Source organism: Pseudomonas sp. Marseille-Q0931 (assembly GCF_940789645.1).
Taxonomy (GTDB): domain Bacteria; phylum Pseudomonadota; class Gammaproteobacteria; order Pseudomonadales; family Pseudomonadaceae; genus Aquipseudomonas.
Genome location: NZ_CALNWT010000001.1, coordinates 1,269,736 through 1,289,765 on the forward strand (window position 1 = coordinate 1,269,736; position 20,030 = coordinate 1,289,765).

At 60.9% G+C, this 20,030-nt stretch carries 17 protein-coding genes; 4 read left to right on the plus strand and 13 right to left on the minus strand.

Annotated elements, in window-relative coordinates; all coding sequences use genetic code 11:
* Positions 1-49: 49 nt before the first annotated feature.
* Complete coding sequence (locus tag P3C50_RS06135) at positions 50-814, plus strand: AraC family transcriptional regulator (RefSeq protein WP_275545275.1); 765 nt, start codon at positions 50-52, stop codon at positions 812-814.
* Positions 815-893: 79 nt separating this feature from the next.
* On the opposite strand, the gene P3C50_RS06140 is transcribed toward P3C50_RS06135, so the two are convergent.
* The 6 genes from P3C50_RS06140 to ttdA form a co-directional block, all read right to left on the minus strand.
* Entirely contained in the window at positions 894-2,063 is a 1,170-nt protein-coding gene (locus P3C50_RS06140; RefSeq protein ID WP_275545276.1) for a glycerate kinase, read from the minus strand.
* A gap of 83 nt (positions 2,064-2,146) precedes the next feature.
* On the minus strand, positions 2,147-3,418 hold the full coding sequence (locus P3C50_RS06145) for an SLC13 family permease (protein ID WP_275545277.1): 1,272 nt from the start codon (positions 3,416-3,418) through the stop codon (positions 2,147-2,149).
* A gap of 144 nt (positions 3,419-3,562) precedes the next feature.
* On the minus strand, positions 3,563-4,621 hold the full coding sequence (locus P3C50_RS06150) for a tartrate dehydrogenase (RefSeq protein ID WP_275545278.1): 1,059 nt from the start codon (positions 4,619-4,621) through the stop codon (positions 3,563-3,565).
* Between the two features lie 393 nt (positions 4,622-5,014).
* The gene (locus P3C50_RS06155; protein WP_275545279.1) at positions 5,015-5,881 is read right to left on the minus strand and encodes an isocitrate lyase/PEP mutase family protein; all 867 of its coding nucleotides are present in this window, start codon (positions 5,879-5,881) and stop codon (positions 5,015-5,017) included.
* A gap of 171 nt (positions 5,882-6,052) precedes the next feature.
* Positions 6,053-6,661 carry a L(+)-tartrate dehydratase subunit beta gene (ttdB, locus tag P3C50_RS06160; protein ID WP_275545280.1) on the minus strand — a complete coding sequence of 203 codons (609 nt, stop codon included), beginning with the start codon at positions 6,659-6,661 and terminating at the stop codon, positions 6,053-6,055.
* Positions 6,658-7,557 (minus strand): L(+)-tartrate dehydratase subunit alpha, encoded by a 900-nt coding sequence (gene ttdA, locus P3C50_RS06165; protein WP_090337724.1) that lies wholly within the window; start codon positions 7,555-7,557, stop codon positions 6,658-6,660. Before ttdA ends, ttdB begins: the two co-directional genes overlap by 4 nt.
* 394 nt (positions 7,558-7,951) lie before the next feature.
* Between ttdA and P3C50_RS06170 the strand changes: the two genes are divergently transcribed.
* The 3 genes from P3C50_RS06170 to P3C50_RS06180 all read left to right on the plus strand — a co-directional run bounded on the left by P3C50_RS06170 (position 7,952) and on the right by P3C50_RS06180 (position 11,683).
* The gene (locus P3C50_RS06170) at positions 7,952-8,866 is read left to right on the plus strand and encodes a LysR family transcriptional regulator (RefSeq protein WP_275545281.1); all 915 of its coding nucleotides are present in this window, start codon (positions 7,952-7,954) and stop codon (positions 8,864-8,866) included.
* 169 nt (positions 8,867-9,035) lie between these two features.
* Positions 9,036-9,566: a thioredoxin family protein gene (locus tag P3C50_RS06175; protein ID WP_275545282.1), complete on the plus strand. Its 531-nt coding sequence runs from the start codon at positions 9,036-9,038 to the stop codon at positions 9,564-9,566.
* Positions 9,567-9,775: 209 nt separating this feature from the next.
* Entirely contained in the window at positions 9,776-11,683 is a 1,908-nt protein-coding gene (locus P3C50_RS06180) for a patatin-like phospholipase family protein (RefSeq protein ID WP_275545283.1), read from the plus strand.
* An 18-nt stretch (positions 11,684-11,701) separates the two neighbouring features.
* Here P3C50_RS06180 and P3C50_RS06185 read toward each other — a convergent pair whose 3' ends face one another.
* The 7 genes from P3C50_RS06185 to P3C50_RS06215 all read right to left on the minus strand — a co-directional run bounded on the left by P3C50_RS06185 (position 11,702) and on the right by P3C50_RS06215 (position 19,997).
* Complete coding sequence (locus P3C50_RS06185; RefSeq protein ID WP_275545284.1) at positions 11,702-12,718, minus strand: ABC transporter substrate-binding protein; 1,017 nt, start codon at positions 12,716-12,718, stop codon at positions 11,702-11,704.
* Positions 12,719-12,819: 101 nt separating this feature from the next.
* On the minus strand, positions 12,820-13,686 hold the full coding sequence (locus P3C50_RS06190) for an ABC transporter permease (RefSeq protein WP_275545285.1): 867 nt from the start codon (positions 13,684-13,686) through the stop codon (positions 12,820-12,822).
* 12 nt (positions 13,687-13,698) lie between these two features.
* Positions 13,699-14,562 (minus strand): ABC transporter ATP-binding protein, encoded by an 864-nt coding sequence (locus tag P3C50_RS06195; protein ID WP_275545286.1) that lies wholly within the window; start codon positions 14,560-14,562, stop codon positions 13,699-13,701.
* 6 nt (positions 14,563-14,568) lie between these two features.
* Positions 14,569-15,612: an ABC transporter substrate-binding protein gene (locus tag P3C50_RS06200; protein ID WP_275545287.1), complete on the minus strand. Its 1,044-nt coding sequence runs from the start codon at positions 15,610-15,612 to the stop codon at positions 14,569-14,571.
* 51 nt (positions 15,613-15,663) lie between these two features.
* A complete protein-coding gene (locus P3C50_RS06205; protein WP_275545288.1) occupies positions 15,664-16,554 on the minus strand; it encodes a TauD/TfdA dioxygenase family protein in 891 nt (296 codons plus the stop codon).
* 231 nt (positions 16,555-16,785) lie between these two features.
* Entirely contained in the window at positions 16,786-17,631 is an 846-nt protein-coding gene (locus P3C50_RS06210) for an alpha/beta hydrolase (protein ID WP_275545289.1), read from the minus strand.
* On the minus strand, positions 17,628-19,997 hold the full coding sequence (locus tag P3C50_RS06215; protein WP_275545290.1) for a TonB-dependent siderophore receptor: 2,370 nt from the start codon (positions 19,995-19,997) through the stop codon (positions 17,628-17,630). The genes P3C50_RS06210 and P3C50_RS06215 overlap by 4 nt, the downstream gene beginning before the upstream one ends.
* Between the last annotated feature and the right edge of the window lie 33 nt (positions 19,998-20,030).

Below are 20,030 nucleotides of genomic sequence, written 5' to 3' on the forward strand. Positions count from 1 at the left end.
ATGGTCACTACCGCAGCTAAGCTGGCCAACCGCACATCTGGATACGCCCATGGTCGACCACAGCCACCTGCCTTATGAATCTCTGGCAATGCCGGTCACCGGCGTCTCGGTCGATTACCCCAGCGGTCATCAGGTGCCCGCCCACAGCCACCCGCGCGCGCAATTGATCTACGCCATTTCCGGAGTGCTGGTGGTGGAGACACCGGCCGGCCGCTGGGTCATACCGCCCACCCGTGGCGTGTGGGTGCAGGCAGGCGTCGAACACGCGCTGCGCATACGCGGCGCGGCACGCATGCGCAGTCTGTTCGTCAACCCCGACGCCATCGAGGGGCTGCCCGCGGACAACTGCGTGATCGATGTATCGCCACTGCTACGCGAACTCATCCTGGCGGCCACCGAGGTGCCGGCGCAGTACAGTGCGGAAAGCCGGGACGGCCGCCTGATGCGTTTTCTCCTGGACGAACTGCGTAGCCTGCCGGTGCTGCCCTTCCACCTGCCCTGGCCGGATGACGAACGCATCGCCCGGGTCTGCCAGGCCTTGGCGCAAAACCCGGCGCGGACCGACGGCGCCGAGCATTGGGCAGATAGCCTGGCCATGAGTCCGAAAACCTTTCACCGACGTTTTCTCAGCAGCACCGGCATCACCTTCGGCCGCTGGCGCCAACAGGCTCGCCTGCTGCTCTCGCTGGAAGCCCTGGCCGAAGGCCAGCCAGTGCTACAAGTTGCCCTGCAGCATGGCTACGAAAGCCAGAGCGCCTTCGCCGCAGCGTTCCGAAGGCAGTTCGGCATTGCGCCTTCAAGCTTTTATAAATGAGCTGGGCGATTGTACGGCCGATAGCGATAAGCGTTAGAGGCTGTTTTCGGTCAAGAGCAGTCATTGGATATCTACAAATTTAGAGGGCGCTCGACGTAAGCGTTTTTGTTCGTACATCTGTAGACAACCGAAGCACCCTGCCTATGTCGCGCGCTAAAGCCCGCAGAGGCTCAGGTGCCTGCTGGCAGGCATCGGTAAGTGTCATAGGACCAGAGGCCAGCGAAAAGGCGGCCGTAACTCCATGAGGGTAGAGGTCGGTGAAACCCTCTCCCAACGTACCCGCCAGCACGATCACCGGCACTTGATGCTGGCGTGCCACGCGCGTCACGCCCAAAGTGGTTTTGCCTCGTAAGGTCTGGACGTCGCAACGTCCTTCCCCGGTAATCACCAAGTCCGCATCTTGTATATGCCGTGCGAGTTCAGCCAGCTCAGCGACGATTTCGATACCAGGGCGAAACTCTGCCTTGAGAAACGTACGGGTAGCGAACCCCATGCCACCGGCAGCACCACTGCCTGGGTAGTCACGATGATCGCTCTCGAACAAAGCTTGGCAACAGTCTGCAAAGTGATCCAGCGCGCGATCCAGCCTGGCGACCTCAGCACGAGTCGCTCCCTTTTGCTGGGCAAACGTGTACGACGCCCCATTGGGGCCACAGAGCGGGCTATCGACGTCGACCATCACCTCGAAACGCACGTCTGAAAGACGGGGATCCAGGCTACTCAGGTCGATTCGGTTCAATGCCGCCAAGACTTGCCCTCCCGGCGGTAGTGGCCACTGTTCTGAGTCCAGAAAGCGTGCACCGAGCGCCTCCAGCATGCCAGAACCTGCATCATTGGCCGCGCTGCCGCCTAGGGTGAGTACGATACGTCGGGCCCCAATATCCAGAGCCTCAAGGATCAGCTCGCCAGTGCCGCGACTGGTACTCAGACAGGCATTTCGCTGTGCAACAGGTACCAATTGCAGGCCACTGGCCTCGGCCATCTCAATGATGGCGGTATCCGATCCTGGGAGCCAAGCCCAGCTCGCGTCGACGATGTCGCCAAGGGGGCCAGTTACCAGGCTGCTACACCGTTCGCCTCTCACTACGGCCAGAATGGTGTCCAGTGTACCTTCGCCGCCATCGGCCATTGGGCACTTGATCAGTTCCGCTTCGGGGAAAACCTCCTTCAAGCCCGCCTCAATCGCATCGGCAACCTCGGTTGCACTGAGGCTGTCTTTGAACGAATCAGGTGCGATGACGATTTTCATGCGCTTCTCCAACCTCAGCGAGCCTCCGTGCTCGTCTGAGCCTCCTGGCGTTACTTGCTAGTACGAACGTTGCTGGTCGCCAATTACGAAGGGAAGAACGGAAAGAACAGCAGTAACAGAGGAATCGCAATCGCACCTGCCACCAGGATCAACGGCAAGCCGCACTTCATGTAATCGGCAAACTTATAACCTCCAGCCGACAGCACCATGAGGTTCGCTGGCATGCCGATTGGGGTGGCATAGGCACAGGAACCGCCGATCACGATCGCCATCAGCACAGCGCGCGGATCTGCACCCAAATTCGCCGCGATCGACATGCCAATCGGCACCAACAGCGCGGTGGTGGCGGTATTGGACATGAAATTGGTGAGCGCACAGGAGATGAAGAAGATCACAACCAGCAACAGTACCGGAGACGGCTCTGCACCGAGCAGCGCCATGATTGTAGACGCGACTGTCGCACCGGCCCCGGTCTGCTCCAGCGCGCTGGCAAGAGCCAGGGTGCCGCCGAAGATGAAAATAGTTTGCGTGTCGATGGATTGGTAAGCCTGCTTCTCGGTCAGCACACCGACCAGCACCAAAAACGCTGCACCAACGCAGGCGGTGATATGCAGCGGTACACCTATAACACTCTCAAATACCATACCGAGAATGGTCGCGATCATTACCATCAACGAGGTGATTTGCTTCCATTTCGGCACTGAACTGAAATCATGAGTCGCCTCGCTTACATCGGTTACGGTTTTCGAGGAACCGGCCGGCAACAGGCGATGGCCGAAGAAGGCGAAGTAGATAATGCCGCCTGCCAACAGCGGTAGACCAACCTTGGCGTATTCGAAGAAACTGAATTCCAAACCGACGTTCTGCAAGGCGCTCTGCGCAATCAGGTTTCCTGGTGCACCTATAAGGGAGAGATTGCCACCCATCGCTGCCGCGAATACCAGGGGCATCAGCAACCGCGAGCGAGAGAACCCGGATTTCGCGGCAATGCCGATGACCACCGGAATCAGAATGGCTGCGGTGCCGGTATTGGATAGCACACCAGAGAGCAAACCGACGATGACCATGATCGCTACGATCAGTTGCCGCTCGGTCTTGGCGAAACGTGTCACCAAGCCTCCAATGCGGTTCGCCATGCCCGTCTCGAACAAGGCGCCGCCGACGATGAACATGCCGACGAAAAGGATCACGTTGGTGTTGATGAAGCCGTTGAATGCGGTCTTCGGATCGAGCACACCAGTCAATACCAGTGCGAGGCAGACGATGACGGCTGTCAATGCCAGAGGAATTCGCTCCCAGACGAACATTACGGTCGCGAATAGCAGTAGAAGCAGAGTTATTTCGATGGGGCTCATTCGGTTTCCCTCCTCTTGCGAGGAGGCTCCTTATGCTTATTTTTGTAATGGATGCCTGCTGGGGCATCTAAGCGCCATGCAAGGCAGTGAATCAGCAGTAACGGCTGCGGTGCCGGCCGTGGGTCGGCACTCGGCACACGCTATCTAGCGCGCGATAACCTCAAGCACCGCGTCAGTAACCTGTCGAGTCGTGGCCGTGCCACCCAGATCGGGTGTATGCAGGCCGCTGGCAGTGACAACTTCGATGGAGCGCATTAGATGCTCGCCGGCTTTTCTCTCGCCGAGATGTTCAAGCATCATCGCCGCGGTCCAGAAGGTCGCGATGGGGTTGGCTATGCCCTTTCCGGTGATATCGAAGGCTGAGCCGTGAATTGGCTCGAACATAGATGGGAAGCTGCGATCGGGATTCAGGTTGGCTGTCGGTGCGATTCCCAGACTGCCTGACAGAGCCGCAGCCAGATCCGAAAGAATGTCGGCATGCAGGTTGGTAGCGACGATGACATCGAGTTTTTCGGGTTTGAGCACCATGGTGGTGGTCACCGCGTCGACCAATTCGCGGTTGGTTTGCACATCCGGATAGTCCCTGGCCACTTCGGCGAACACTTCGTCCCATAGCACCATGCCATGGCGTTGGGCATTGGATTTGGTCACCAGGGTCAGATGCTTAGCAGGCCGGCTGCGCGCCAGCTCGAAGGCGAAGCGGTGGATACGTTCTACACCTACGCGAGTGAAGGTGGAAACCTCGGTGGCGACTTCGATGGGTAGACCCTGGTGCACTCGGCCGCCGCTGCCCGAATACTCGCCTTCGGAGTTTTCGCGCACGATCACCCAGTCGATGGCCTGACCATTGCTTAGCGGGCTTTTTACCCCCGGTAGCACGCGGGCCGGGCGCACATTAGCGTATTGATCGAAGCCTTGGCAGATCGGCAGGCGCAGGCCCCAGAGGGAGATGTGGTCGGCGACTTTCAAACTACCGACGGCGCCGAAGAAAATTGCATCAGCCTTTTTAATCTCGGCCAGTCCACCGTCCGGGATGTAATGGCCGTGCTTGAGGTAATACTCCGAGTCCCAGGGGTAATGGGTGACATCGAAACTGAAGCCACCCAAGCGTCTGGCCAGCCCCTCAAGAATCTCCAAGCCGGCGGCAATCACTTCGGTGCCAATGCCATCGCCGGGAATGGCTGCGATGTTGTAAGTCTTCATGCTGCGCTCCACTTATTGTTATTAACGAGGATGACCGCGTTGCTGCGACAGGCCGAGTATAAGCAGTGAACCAAAACAGATTGATCGCCTTAAAATCACATCTTTATTGAACTAAAGTTATTAATTGAGAAGCCAAGGCGAAGCACTATTGCCGTTGCAAGCGACGGCCCGTACGCCATGCCGGAGGGGAGTGCTCTTGCCAACGGCGAGCCGATAGGAGGCTCGCTGAAGCGGCGTGGAGGACGTGACTAGACGGGGACTCGAGACGGACGGCAGATGGGAGTCGCCGCGCCTGTAGAACAGCCCGAGTACAAGAACGGTCCGAGCGATAAGAAAGGTGGCCCAGGGGATGATCGGGCGCTGGGAGCTCCACGCGCGCGATGCGGAGCAGACTTATTCGCTGAGGTTCAGGTATTGCTTCGCCCAAGTAATGTAATCATCAGGGTGGGTGTAGCGGGTCACCAGTTGTGACGCGGTAAGGCCATTGCCCACGGAAATGCCGCGCTGTTCGCGCAGACTGTCGTAGGTCGCCTTGATCGCTGCGAAGTACGCGGCGTGGCCGTTAACCACGATGCGCACCCCAAGTTCGGCTAGGCGTCTGTCATCGCTCAGCTCAGGGTTGCCGTAGGTGACCAGCATCAGCGGCATCTGCAGGCCCTCAGAGATTGCTTCGAGCTGATCGAAATCCATCACGCCCACCAGACAGATGGCGTCAGCCCCGGCGTCCCGGTAGGCGCGGGTGCGCTGGATGATCTCGGTCAGTGGCTGCACACCAGCATGGGTACGAGCGATGATCGCCATAGCATTGTCGTAGCGCGCTGCCTGAGCGGCGAGCAGCTTGCCGATACCCTCCTCAATGCTGATCAGGTCGTAGGATTTGCGGCCGAACTGTGACGGCAGCAGGGTGTCCTCAAGCGTCAGCGCTGCGACGCCGGCGCGCTCCAGCTCGGCCACAGTACGCATCGCATTGAGGGCATTGCCGTAACCATGATCGGCATCGGCGATCACCGGTAGGCGAGATACTCGGCCAATACGCGTGGCCTGCTCGGCGAATTCGCTGAGCGTGATCAGGGCGATGTCCGGAGCACCGAGCACCTGCAGGGAAGCGACCGAGCCGCCAAGAATACCGACCTCGAAACCAAGGTCAGCGGCGATACGAGCCGATAAAGGGTCGAACACCGAAGCGGTGTGATGACTGGTAGATGAAGCAAGCAGCGCGCGGAATACGTTGCGCAACTCGTGATGAGAGGATTTATCCATGGTCGTGTATCCCAGGTTTGGTGCTGGGCAACTGTCCCCAGGATCTGTGCCCAAGGTGGGGCAGCCGAAACGACTGGTCGCCGGCAATGCCGTAAAAATAGTGGAGGATGGACGCCACCGCTCCGGCGTCCGGCGGCACCCACGGCCTCCCTGCCGTGGCGCCTAGCCGGTTTATTTGATGAAGCGAACCTGGCTGTTGATCTTCTCGACAATGGAACTCTTACGCTCGTTGAAGCGCACCTTGTTCTGCTCGAACAGGTTGTTGCCCTTGGTATCAATGGAGATGATCAGCGGGCCGAACTCGCGCACGCGGTTTACCCACAGAGTTTCTGGCATTCCCAAGTCCTGCCATTCGGCGCGCTCAATCTCTTCCACTTTGGTGGCCGCGAGCACCGCACAGCCGCCGGGGAACACCGCGTGCACCGCCTTGTTCTCCAGGCAGCCAGCGGTGGTTTCCGGGCCCATTCCGCCCTTGCCAATGATCAGCTTGACTCCGGTCTGCTCGATGAATTCCTTCTCGAACTTTTCCATACGCATGCTGGTGGTTGGGCCGATGGAGACCATTTCAAAGCTGCCATCGTCTTTTTTACGCACGATCGGTCCTGCGTGGAAGATCGCTCCGCCGTGCAGGTCGACCGGCAGTTCGCGTTTGAGTTCGATCAGCCGGCGGTGCGCCACGTCACGGCAAGTCACCAATTGGCCTGTCAGATAGACAATGTCGCCGACATTGAGGGAGGCCAGGTCTTCATCCTTAATCGGGGTAGAGAGAATCTTTTTCACAGTACTACTCCTTCATGGGAGAGGATGTCGTAGGACAGATCGGCATTGATACGAATCTTGCCGCGACGATGTGCCCAGCAGCCGGTGGAGACAGCAACGCCAATGGTCGACGGGTGGCGCGCCGAGGACTCGATATTCACACCCATAACACTGCTGTTACCGCTCAGGCCCTGAGGACCAATGCCGATTTCGTTGAGTCCCTCCTCAAGGAGTTGCTCCATCATTGCTGCATTTGCGTTCGGGTGGCTGGAATCCACCGGACGCAGAATCGCCCGCTTTGACAAGCGTGCTGCAGTCTCTACCGAAGTAGAAACGCCGACACCAACCAGCAGCGGCGGACAGGCGTTGATACCGCGAGAGGTGATTACGTCGAAGACGAACTCGGTCACCCCCTCATAGCCTTGGCCTGGCATCAGTACTTTTGCCGAGCCCGGCAATGTGCAGCCACCACCGGCCATGTACACATCAATTAGTGCGTAGTCGGCGTCAGGGATGATCTCCCAGTCCAGCCACGGAATCTTCGAGCCCGTATTAGTGCCGGTGTTTTTCTCGTCGAAGGTTTCCACCGCGTTGTGGCGCAGCGGCCCCTTCTTCGTCGCCTCCAGCGTGGCGTTCTGCAGGATGTCCTCCAGTTCACCGAGCAGCGGGAAGCGGGCCCCGGCGGAAATGAAGTACTGGATCACTCCGGTGTCCTGACAGCTTGGACGGTCTAGCTTGTCTGCGTAGTCCTGGTTTTCGGCCATGGAGTCGTAGATCTCGATGGCCAACGAATTGGTTTCTGCGGCACGCAGTTTGGCAGTCTTTTCCTTGACGTCCGTTGGCAGGCGCTTGCCAATATAGGCAGTAAACTTTGCCATCACGTCAGTGAGCGATTGAACGGCTGATTCGTTATCCATTGTTATTCTCCTCATTGCATCGAAAGGCTGGTGGGCTTGCCTGCCTGCGAAAGCAGGCAACGCAGATGAACAATCGTCGTTCACTAGGCGCAGCCACCGACGCTACTGGCGTGTGTTGGCGGCAACGGGAGCTGACGGAAGCGAGCCCCGCAATAGACCGGCCGAAGAAGCCCAACACATGGCGCTTTGCCAGCAATCATCTGCCCGTCTCTGCTCCGAATGTTTCTTGTGAGTCGGACTTGGGTAGCACTAGTGGAACTTCGCTGCACGGCAACAGCGTTCCGGGTTCGCAACGGCCCGGGGATTCCAGCTAACGCGCAGAAGTAAAGTTAATGGTTTTCTGAAAAGCCTGTAATACAATGAAAATAACTTCATTGTTTCTTGCAGGTTAACTATGAATCCGGTATCCGAATTGGCCTTCTTCAGCCAGCTGATCAGACTGGGAAGCCTGGCGGCGACTGCGCGCGAGCTCAACTTGACACCGCCCGCGGTTTCCAAACGGCTGGCACAATTGGAGCAGCGCCTAGGGGTGCGGCTGCTCAATCGCACCACACGCAGCATCAGCCTTACTGCTGAGGGCGAGCTTTATCTGAATAGTGCCCAGCGCATCCTTGGCGAAATTGAGGAAATGGAGCGCCAAGTATCTAGCAGTCGAGCAAAGCCAAAGGGGTTGCTACGCGTCAACGCCCCCCTGGGATTTGGCCGCACGCATGTCTGCCCTGCAATTTCTTCCTTCGTCCGGCTCTATCCGGAGGTCGAGGTACAACTGCACCTGACAGACCGGCCGATCAACCTGCCGGACGATGCCATCGACGTTGCCATCCGCTTCGGGGACTTGCCCGACTCCCGTTTGATTGCCCGCAAGATTGCTGCGAACCGACGCAGACTGTGCGCAGCCCCCTCCTATCTGGAGGCCTTCGGCAATCCCGAAAGCCCCAAGGACCTGATGCAGCACAACTGCATTGTGCTGCGTCAGAACGATGCTGCCTTCGGTATCTGGAGGCTGAGCCGCGGCAAACAGAGTGAGTCGGTAAAGGTACGCGGCAACCTAAGCACCAATGACGGAGAAGTCGCACTGAACTGGGCCTTAGAGGGGCACGGCATCCTTATGCGCGCCGAGTGGAACCTCGCCAGCCACCTAAGCAGCGGCCGGCTGGTGGAAGTACTCAGCGACTACGAAACTCCTCCCGCAGATATCTATGCCGTCTACCTCGAACGCCTCAATCTATCTGCTAAGGTGTCTTTCTTCATCGAGCACTTGCGGGAGTTCTTCAGTCACAAAAGCGATGGATTCTTTCCGTTAGCTTAGGAACTTCTTTTTGTGGGGTGCGGCTCAGTGCTTCTGGATCAAATGACCACTTCTGGCCGAAAACTGCCCCACCAAAGCTGCTTCCCGCCACTGGCAAGCGACACTGCAGCACGTGCCCCTGCAATCACTCTCTACTACCATCAACTGCTTTGACGCTGGCAGAAAGATCATGACCCGCTACAAGGACATCGTTGCAACAGGCAAGCAGTTCAGCGCTTTCATAAGCGAAGGGCTGGAGAGCGAAAAAGCATCGGCCACAAGCTTAGCGCAGAAGGCGCGCAGGCCAGGCACTTTTGCAGCATCGACGCTGGAAAGGCTCGGCCAGCTCGAGGGTAAGTATCATCTGCTGGTCGCGGCGGAGATCTGGTGCCCGGACTGCCATATCAACCTGGCGGTGATGGATTTCATGTGCCAAGCACAGCCGAATATCGAGCTGTCGATCGTCTCCAAGGGGCGTGCCGAGAATGATCTGCGGGATGCGCTGGGGCTAGAGCGCATTCCGGTGCCAGTGGTTGCCATACTGGACGAGGCCTTCGACCTGATCGGAACATTCGTCGAGCGCCCCAGAGCCGTGGTGAACGACAGCACAGGCCAGGCAATGTCGCGTTACAGGGCCGGCGACCATATGGACGATACGCTCCAGGAGCTGCTCGATGTAATGGAGCAACACGAGCGCAAGCGTGCCGGGCAGAACCGTTGAAGACTCGCTGGTAACCAACTGGGCTCTAACCAGATTGAAGGCGGCAACCAAATTCGCACTCGTCCGCCTCTGCTCCCCTTACAGCTTGCCAGCTCCGGCGAACGCTGAACCGTCGTTTTACCGAAGCGCCGCAAGCTGCTAGCAAAACGACAGCAAAGCCGCGTTATCATGCCCGCGCCTGCGTTCGGCATGACGACAAGGAGCAGTAGATGAACGATTCGCGCCAGGCGGTATTCGCCAGGGAATGCGACCTGATCATGAAAGGCGGCATCACCAGCGGCATCGTCTATCCGCTGGCCATTACCGAGATCGCCAAGGCATTTCGTCTGCGCAGCATCGGTGGCACCAGTGCCGGGGCCATCGCCGCCGCGGCAGCTGCCGCCGCCGAACTTGGCCGCCAGCGTTTCCAGAGTGGGCAGTTGAGCAGCGACCCGGCCGGCTTCGCCGAAATCGAACGTTTGCCCGAACATCTCTGCACACCCGCGGCCGACGGCCATGGCACCAAGCTGCTGGCCTTGTTCAAACCCATTCCGGCGCTGCGAACGCTGTTCGACACCTTCATCGCCACGCTCGAAGCCAAGGGCAAGGGGCCCCGGGCGCGCGTGCTGGCACCACTCAAGGTAATGCTGACGCGGCACAAGCTCGCCGCACTGATTGGCGCACTCGTCGCGGGCGGGCCCTTATGGAGCAGCGCCATCACCAGCGGCAATTTATTGGCCTGGTTCTGGGTGCTGTTGTTCGCCGCGCTTGGCGGCGTGTTCGCGGTTGCCTGCCGCCTGCTGCTGCCCGCGCTGCGCGAGCTGCCGCAAAATGGTTTCGGCATATGCACCGGCCTGCCTGACGCCGATGACGAGGCGCCGGAGGAAGCCCTGACCAACTGGCTGACCCACTATTTTGATCGGCTCAGCGGGCAGCAGGCGTTTTGCGCGCAGCACGCTGGGGCGATTGAATGCGAGCGGCCACTGACCTTCGGCGACCTGCGCGCGCACGGCATCGATCTGCAGGTCATGACCACCTGCCTGAGCATGGCGCGCCCTTTCCGTCTGCCCTTTCGCGATGACGATCAGGTACGTGAGAACAACCAGTTCCATTTCCGCGAGGAGGAATTCGCCCGCCTGTTCCCGCGCCGCGTAGTGGCCTGGATGAACGCGCGCCAACGCCCCGGCAACGATGAACGCAACGACGGCTATCTGCGTATGCCCCTGCCGGACGATCTGCCGGTGATCGTCGCGGTGCGCATGAGCCTGAGTTTCCCGCTGCTGCTCAGCGCCGTGCCTCTGCATGCCGTGGACTACCGCAAGCGCGAGAAGAAACTCGAGCGCTGCTGGTTCACCGATGGCGGTATCAGCTCCAACTTCCCCATTCACTTCTTCGACGCCGCCCTGCCCCGGCGCCCGACCTTCGGCCTGGATCTCGGCCCGACCGACGGCTCGGACGAACAGCGCGTGCGCTTCCCGCGCAACAATGGCGATGCGCGGCTCGCCTATTGGCGGCGCTTCCCGCAGAGCGGCCTGCCGGCGCTGCGCGGCTTTCTGGCTCAGCTCAGCAACGTGGCCAAGGACTGGAACCACGAGACCCTGTCGCTGATGCCGGGCTTTCGCGACCGTATCGGCCTGATTCAGCTGACCCGTGAGGAAGGCGGCCTCAACCTGACCATGCCTGCCGAACGCATCGAGCGCCTGACCGGTTACGGCCGCGAAGCCGGCCAGCAATTCGTGCTGCGCTTCGGCAATCCGGCGTGCTGGCAGCCCGGCGCAAAAGCCTCCTCGATGAACTGGGAAAATCACCAGATCATCCGCTTGCGCCTGCAACTGGCCAGCGTCGCCGAACAGTTGCAGAGCCTGGAACGTGCCTGCCGTGAGCTGCACGGCACCGAGCACGACTACCAACGCTTTTTCACACCCGAAGCCAGGCGTTTCAGCTACCCCTTCAAGGGCCTCAACGACCTGGAAAAAGACCCCGATACCGGTCTGTATCGCACACAGGCTGGGCTGGCCAAGGCCATGCTCGAGCAGTTGCGGACGATCGCCCAGATGATCGAGCAGCACCCCGACAGCCACCCGGCCAAGGACGCGCCTAAGCCCACCCCCGAACTGAAACTGCGGCCACGCATCTAGGGTTTGGCCGCTTGACCATCAGCTTCCCGGATTGCCGTAGGCTTCCTCGAAGAAGTAATCCATCCAGGACGCTGCCTTGTTCTTCAGCACGCCCAGCTCATGCAACTTCTCGGCGTAGATGAAGGTGCGCTGCGGCGACACGGTGAAGTCGTTTTCCGGGTCCTCGATGATTTTCTTCACGAACTCCAGCGGCAGCTTGGAGTTCTCCACGCGGATATAGGTCTCGGCCGCAGCGGCCTTGTCAGCCTTGATGATCTGCGAGGCTTCCATCAAAGCATCGTAGAAGGCCTTGTAGGTTTTCGGATTGTCGTCGTGGAATTTCTCGGTGGCGTACAGCACGTTGAAGGTAGCCTGGCCGCCGAGGATGTCGTAGCTGCTGATCAGCTTGTGCACCTTGGGATTTTCCAGCGCCTGGTACTGGAACGGCGGACTGGAAAAATGCGCGGTGATTTCCGAGCCGCCTTTGGTCAGTGCCGCGGTGGCATCCGGGTGCGGCAGGCTGACGGAAATCTTGTCGAAACGCTGGAAGTCGGCATTGCCGTAACGCTTGGCGGTCTCGATCTGCAGAGTGCGCGACTGGAAGCCGACGCCGGCGGCCGGTACCGCGATGCGGTCCATCTCACCGAGATCGTCGAGGGTCTTCACTTCATCGCGATTACTCAGCAGGTAATTGGGCAGCGAGCCCAGCGAGGCCACGGCCTTGATGTTCTGCCGGCCGTGGGTGCGGTCCCACACGGTGAGCATCGGCGGCACGCCAGCCGAAACCACGTCGATGGCACCGGCCAGCAGCGCCTCGTTCATCGCGGTGGCGCCGGAAATGGTGCGCCACTCGACATCGATCTTGTCCAGGCCCTGGGCCTTGGCGTGCTTCTCGATCAGTTGCTGGTCCTTGACCACGTGCAGCACCAGGTAACCGATGCCGAACTGCTGGGCGATGCTGATCTTGCCTTCGGCCTGGGCGGCCAGTGGAATCGCCAGGGCGCCGAGCAAACCCAGTGCAGTGGCCAGGCGGCCAAGTTTGAACGTGTTGGTCATCGTAATTTCTCGTTGTAGTGAATCGGTAGCCCGGGTCGAGCGCAGCGACACCCGGGAAATCAACCTGGGTATCGCTATGCTCAACGCCAGGCTACGGATCGTTAACGCTGCATCCCCCAGCGCTTGACGGTCACCCGCTCGATGCTGGCGAATATCAGGTTCTCCACCAGCAGGCCGATCAGGATCACCGCCACCAGCCCGGCGAACACCTTGTCGGTGTACAGCTCGTTACGGTTCTGGAAGATGTACCAGCCCAGGCCGCCCTTGCCGCTGGAGGCGCCGAACACCAGTTCGGCGGCGATCAGCGTGCGCCAGGCAAAGGCCCAGCCGATCTTCAGCCCCGAGAGGATCGATGGCAGCGCCGCCGGGATCAGGATGAACAGCACGAAGCGCAGGCCCTTGAGGCCGTAGTTGCGCCCAGCCATGCGCTGGGTCTCGGAAACGCCGAGAAAGCCGGCATAGGTATTCAGCGCCAGGGCCCAGAGCACCGAGTGCACCAGCACGAAGATCAGGCTGTTCTCGCCCAGCCCGAACCACAGCAGCGACAGTGGCAGCAGTGCGATGGCCGGCAGCGGGTTGAACATCGAGGTCAGCGTCGACAGCAGGTCGCGGCCGAGCTGGGTCGAGACCGCAAGGCTGGTCAGCAGAAAGGCCAGAACGATGCCGATCAGGTAACCCTTGACCAGCACCGACAGCGAGATCGCCACCTTTTCCAGCAGCTCGCCGCTGCCGATGCCTTCGATGAAGGCCCTGGCCGTCTGCAGGAAGCTGGGCAGCAGCAGGTCGTTGGCCTGGTAGCGGGCCGCCGCCTCCCAGACCAGCGCCAGGGCCAGCAAGATCAGCGATTTGCGCAACCAGCCCTGTTGCCACAGGCGCTGGCCGAGGGACAGCTGGCGTTCCAGCTTGAGGCCGGGCAGCGGCTGCAGGGGGATCTCGTATTCCTCACGCCGTGCGGGGGAAAGACTCATGATGAACGCTCCTCAGTAGGCGATGCGGATATCCTGGAAACCCAGTTCGGCGGCCGTGCCGTTGTCGACTTCTTCGTCGAACAGCAGGCGGTGAATCCGCTGCGCGGTCTGCTGGAAGCCCACACCACCAAGGCTGTGCAGGTCGAACTGATGGCTGTTGATTTCCGCCCGCACCCGGCCGGGGTGTGGCGACAGCAGCAGGATGCGGTTGCCGACGATCAGCGCCTCCTCGATGGAGTGGGTGACGAACAACAGGGTGAAACGCACCTCCTCCCACAGCGCCAGCAACTCTTCCTGCATCTTGCGTCGGGTCAGGGCGTCGAGGGCGGCGAAGGGCTCGTCCATCAGCAGGATCTTCGGCTGCATGGCCAGGGCACGGGCGATCGCCACCCTCGCCTTCATGCCGCCGGACAGGGTGTGCGGATAGGCATCGGCGAAGGCGGCCAGGCCGACCTTCCCCAGGTAATGCAGGGCGCGCTCCTCGGCCTCCTTACGGCCCAGGGTGCGTGAGGCCAGCAGCGGGAACATGACGTTCTGCTTGACCGTCTTCCATGGCGGCAACTGGTCGAACTCCTGGAACACCACGATCCGATCCGGGCCCGGCTCGTGAACCTGGGCACCGTCGAGGCGGATGCTGCCGGCGACCGGTTCGATGAACCCGGCCACCGCCTTGAGCAGCGTGGACTTGCCGCAACCAGAGGGGCCGAGCAGCACGAAACGATCGGCACGGTCCACCTCGAAACTGACATCGTGGGTGGCGCGCACCACGCGCTGCGGGGTGCGGTATTCGAGGCTGACCTTCTCCACCTGCAACAGGGTGTCGAAGGCGCCTGCAACGGGGTTGCTGGCCGTGTGGCCTTGCAGAGGGGCATTCATGGTTTATCAGCTTCCCTGACCGATGGCGGCGTCTTCGAAGAAATAGTCCTGCCAGCTGGCCGGCTTGTGCTTGATGGCGCCGACACGGTGCAGGAAGTCGGCCAGCGGGTAGGTGTTGGTGGGCGTGACGGAGAACTGGAACTGCTCGTTGTCGATGATCTTCAGCAGTTCTTCGCGGCTGATCTTGGCGCCGGTGACGCGAATGTAGGTGTCGGCTGCCGCGCCCTTGTCCTTCTGGGCGAAATCCGCCGCTTCGGCCAGGGCACCTACGAAGGCCTTGTAGGTCTTGGGATTGTCGCGACGGAATTTCTCGGTGGCGTACAGCACCGTCGGCGAGTTCGGGCCGAGCAACTCGTAGGTATCGAGCACCACGTGCACGTCCGGGTTTTCCAGCGCCTGGTTCTGGAATGGCGGGTTGGAAAAGTGCCCGGTCAGCTCGGTGCCACCGGCTTTCAGAGACGCCGTGGCATCCGGGTGCGGTAATGCCACGGTGTACTTGTCGAGGCGGTCGAACGCCTTGTCGCCCCACTGCTTGGCGGCGGCGTATTGCAGGAAGCGCGACTGCACCGATACGCCCACGGCTGGCACGGCGATACGATCCTTGTCGGTGAAATCGGCAATGGTTTTGACCTTGGGGTTGTTGCTCAGCAGGTAGTACGGGAAGTTGCCCAGCGAAGCGACACCCTTGACGTTCTGCCTACCCTGGGTGCGATCCCACACGGTCAGCAGCGGGCCAATACCGGCACCGGCAATGTCGATGGCGCCGGACAGCAGCGCATCGTTGACCGCCGAGCCACCGGACAGCTGCTGCCAGTCGACCTTGATATCCAGCCCCTCGGCTTTGCCATGCTTCTCGATCAATTGCTGATCACGTACCACGTTGAGCAGCAGGTAAACGATACCGAACTGCTCGGCGATACGGATCTGCCCCTCGGCATGGGCGATTTGCGGCGCCGCCAGGCTACCGGCCAGCAGGCTCAGACTCAGGGCGATACCGCCAGCCAACCGAGCAAAACGGGGAATAAAGGGAAAGCGCTTGCCTGCCGACATGTCGAGTCTCCAGTCAAAAAAATACGGAAATGAGGTGTGGTGGGCTATCGCCTAGAACGGCACATCGCCTTGAATAGTCGTGCGGTGCATGCGCCGGCGCAGGTGGCTGGGGCAGCCGGTGGCGAGATGGATCAGCGCGCGGTTGTCCCAGAACACCATGTCGTTGTCCCGCCACTGATGGCGATAGATGAATTCCGGCTTGGCGCTGTGGGCGTACAGCTCGGCGAGGATCTGCCGGCTCTCGTCCTCGGGCACATCGAGAATGTGGGTGGTGAAGTTCTCGTTGACGAACAGGCCCTTGCGGCCGGTTTCCGGGTGAGTGCGCACCACTGGATGGACCACCGCCGTGACCTCGGCCAGCTGCGCCTCGGTCAGCGTCGGGCGACGAATGCCGGCGAATACCTCATCGGCATAACGCGCCGTATAGGAATGGGCAGCGCGCTTGCCGTCGATGGCCTGGCGCAACTCGGTCGGCAGCGTCTCGAAGGCCAGCTGCTGGCTGGCGAACAGGGTATCGCCGCCCTCCTCCGGCAGCTCCTGGGCGTAGAGCATCGAACCCAGGCTGGGGAATTCCTTGTAGGAAAGATCCGAATGCCAGAACTTGCCGGCATCCCCCAGGCCGATCGGCTGCCCGTTCTCCTTGATGTTGGAGATGATGAAAATTTCCGGGTGGCCTTCCAGCAGGAACTGCTTGAGCACGTGGATCTGCAGAACACCGAAGCGGCGGCCGAAGTCGATCTGTTGCTGCGGCGTGATGCGTTGATCGCGGAACACCACGACGTTGTAGTCGAGGTGCGCCTGGTGGATGCGGGCGAAATCGGCGTCGCTCAGCGGGAGGCTGAGGTCGAGGCCGACGATCTCGGCCCCCACCGGCGCATCAAAGGGGCGAACTTCGAATGACTGTGCCGACGTGGAGGGGATGGAATGAGCTGCTGCCGACATAGAGAACTCCATGCAAGGGCGCCAATGGCGCTTCACTTTGACCGGCCGGGGGTTCGGCCATGTGTTCAGTGCGGCGCGCCGATTGGTCGGCAGGTACGCATAGATGGAACCATACAGGCATAAAAAACATAATTTAAATATCTTTTAGCCATATCTATATGACATGTCAGCAGTGCATGCGCAATCCGCTTGTATTGTCCGAGCCGGACCAAGACAGATGCAAAAAACCATTCAGTAACGCCGCGTGCTCATCAACTCCTCCAGAACCCGGGTGGTGACCCGAAACGGAACGGACATGTGGTCCTCGCCCGCCTCGAGCTGGAAGTCACTGCGCAGCCCATATTGCGAAAGGTTTTCCAGGCGAATCTGCAGCGCGCGCACGTCCTGGATTTCCTGCGGCATTTCCCGGTCGCCCACCCACATACTCAGGCTGCGATGGGTCAGATCCAGCTCTCCTGCATGTGCGCGACGGGTGAATGCCCGCTCATGTTCCAGCAGGTAACGGTCGCGCCACCACAGGCTAGGGCTGATGGCGACCACATGCTGGAACAGCTGCGGCCGGGTGAACAGAGCGTAGATGCCGAACATGCCGCCGAACGAATGGCCGACCAGACTGAGCTGGTCCTGATCGACCTTGAAACGCTGATTGACCCGGGGCATCAAACGCTGCTCGATGAAATCGAGAAACAGGTCCTGGCCGCCCTGCGGCGGGTCGTTGCGCTCGGGAAGTTGCGGTGGTGAGAGGTCGAACGCACGGCGCTCGAAATCCAGCGGCGTGGTGCTGGGGTAGCCGATGGCGACGATGATCGCCTTGCGCCATTGCCGTTGCGCCCGCTTGGCGGCGTGGAACGCCGGGAAGTAGGCATTGCCGTCGAGGAGATAGATCACCGGGTAGCCGCCGGTATAGGGCACATCGCCCTCCGGCAGGCTGACCATGATGCGGTAGTCGCGGCCCTCGGCACTCTTCATCAGCCATTGTTCACTGCCGTCCAGAGTGACCGGCTCGGCCTGGGCGGCGGAAAGGCCGCCCAGCAGCAGCGCCGTCATGGCGCTGCACAGCCAGTTCAGCACCCTCACCAGCTGTAGCTCAGGCTGGTGACCACACTGCGTGCCTCGCCGCGGTAACAATAGCCGTCCTGACAGTTGACGTACTGCTTGTCGGTCAGGTTGCGCGCATTGACGGCCAGGCGCACACCGTCCAGCTCGCCGGCGAAGTCGTAATGCACACCTGCGTCGAACAGCGTGTAATCCTCGCTCTTCACCGTGTTCATGTCGTTGCCGTAGACACTGCCGGTGTAGCGCGCGCCAGCACCGAAACCGAGACCGGATGGCAGCTTGTAGGCCAGCCACAGCGCTGCCAGATGACGCGGCACGTTCTTCGGATCGTTGCCCTCGTCGCCGTCGTTGCTCTTGGTGATTTCCGGATCGTTGTAGCTGTAGCTGGCGGTCAGGTGCAGGCGCTCGCTGAGGTCGGCCACGGCTTCCAGTTCCAGCCCGCGTGATACTTGCTCGCCGGTCTGTACGGTGTTGAGTGGATCGAGCGGGTCGCGGGTCGACACGTTCTCCTGGGTCAGGTGATAGAGCGAAGCGGTGAACATCGCGCTGGTGCCGGGCGGCTGGTACTTGAGGCCGATCTCGTACTGCTTGCCTTCAGTGGGTTTGAGCGGGCCGGCAGCATTGCTGCCGCTTTGCGGCAGGAAGGATTCGGCGTAGCTGGCATAGGGTGCCAGGCCATTGTCGAACAGGTACAGCGCGCCTAGCTGGTAAGTGGTGGCGGAGTCGCTGATCTTGCTGTTGCTGTCGCTCAGGTTGTCGCTGGTGCGTACATGCACCCAGTCACGGCGCACACCGGCGGATAGGCGCCAGCGGTCGAGTTCGACCTGGTCCTGCAGGTAGATGCCGCTGCGCTGAGTCAGACTGTCCTGGTCGGAAAGCGGGTTGCCGGGCCGAGCGACTGGCTGGTGATAATCCGGCGCGTTCATGTCTATCGAGGGCGCCGGCCCGGTCGCATAGAGCACCGAGCTGTCGAACCAGGTGTAATCCCAGCCAGTCAGCAGCGTGTGCTGCAGCTCGCCAGTGGCGAAGCGGCTGACCAGACGGGTATCGCTGCTCACCGACTCCATATCCTCGTACACACCGACGGCATAACGCTCCATCACCCCGTTGGTGATCGTGCCATTGGGCTGCAGGTACTGGTTGGTGGTGTCCAGCTGGCCGTAGCGCAGGTTCTGCTGCAGGGAGAAGGTGTCGTTGAAGGCGTGCTCGAACTCGTAGCCGAAGGTCCACTGGCGCTGGCCGAGCTTGTCGAAATACTCGTCGCCCTGCCAGAAATCGGTCAGGCGGTCGCCGTCCTGGTAGAGCATCGGCGACGCGGCAGTCTCGCGCTCCTGATACTGCGCCAGCAGGGTCAGGCTGGTGGCCGGGTCGATCTGCCAGCTCAGCGACGGCGCCAGCAGGCGCACATCATTGTTCAGCTGTTCGATGTCGTACCTGGCGTCGCGATAGACACCAACGGTACGGAACAGTACATCGCCCTGCTCATCCAGCTGACCGCCGACATCGAACTGACCCTGGCGGTGATCGTGGTTGCCAGCCTGGATTTCCACCTGGTTTTTCGCCTGCAGGCTGGGGCGCTTGCTGACCCGGTTGACCATGCCGCCCGGGCTGATCTGCCCATAAAGCACCGAGGCCGGCCCCTTGAGCACCTCGATGCGCTCGAGGGCGTAGGCTTCCGTGCCGTAGATCGACAGCCAGCCGTTATAAGGCTGGCGCAGTCCATCGAGGAAGTCGGCGGACATGGTGGTGTCGAAGCCGCGAATGTTGATCTGGTCGAAACGAGGATCGAGTCCCGAGCTGCCGGTGCGTACGCCAGCGCTGTAGGCCACGGCGTCCTCGACACGGTAGACCTTGCGATCGGCGATCTGCCCGGCGGTCACCACGCTGATGCTCTGCGCGGTTTGCAGAATCGGCAGATCGGTCTTGGTGGCGGTGCTGGCATTGCTGGCGAAATAACCCGGCACGGGTGCAAAGGCACTCTGCGTCGGCGCGGCCTCGATGGTGACGGGCTGCAGCTGATAGCTGTCATCGGCAGTCTGCGGCCGCACCACATAGCCGGACGCGGTTTTCTCGGCCACCAGCCCGGTGCCGCGCAGCAGCTGCGACAGCCCCTCTTCCACCGATTGCGCGCCTGTCGAACCCGGGCTCACCAGCCCACGCACCACTTGCGGGGAATACGACAAGGTGATGCCGGCTCGTTCGGCATAGAAGCTCAGCGCCTGGTCCAGCGGCCCACCCTGCACGTCCGCAGTCGCTGCTCGGGACGCGGGCTCGGCGGCCAGCAGTGCCGGGCTCGTGGCAACGCCATATAGCGCCAGAGCAATACAGATGGCCTTGGATAGCGTGCGCGGTTGCAGGCGCGGCGGCAGAGATCGAGTAGAGCGCATGGGGGTATCCATTTAGGGAGTGATCACCCCTAA